We start from the raw sequence: 205 nt of genomic DNA, 5'->3' as shown, positions 1-205 counted from the left end.
ACGGGGGCGTGGCGCAATTGGTAGCGCATCTGCTTTGCAAGCAGAGGGTTAGGGGTTCGAGTCCCCTCGCCTCCACTTTCCGGTGATTATAGCAAGAGGGAAACGCCTGGTTCCATTCCGAACCCAGAAGCTAAGACTCTTCGCGCCGATGGTACTGCACTTTTGTGGGTGTGGGAGAGTAGGTCATCGCCGGTTTATTTTTGAA

1 tRNA gene and 1 rRNA gene are annotated in these 205 nt (G+C 54.6%); both read left to right on the top strand.

Annotated features, from left to right (window positions below):
- Positions 1 to 2 precede the first annotated feature (2 nt).
- Positions 3 to 75, top strand: a tRNA-Ala gene (locus HMPREF2682_RS06710).
- Positions 76 to 78: 3 nt separating this feature from the next.
- Positions 79 to 195, top strand: a 5S ribosomal RNA gene (gene rrf / locus HMPREF2682_RS06705).
- Positions 196 to 205 lie beyond the last annotated feature (10 nt).

Source organism: Rothia sp. HMSC061D12 (genome assembly GCF_001836735.1).
Classification (GTDB): domain Bacteria; phylum Actinomycetota; class Actinomycetes; order Actinomycetales; family Micrococcaceae; genus Rothia.
This window is presented reverse-complemented; position numbering and strand designations above follow the sequence as displayed.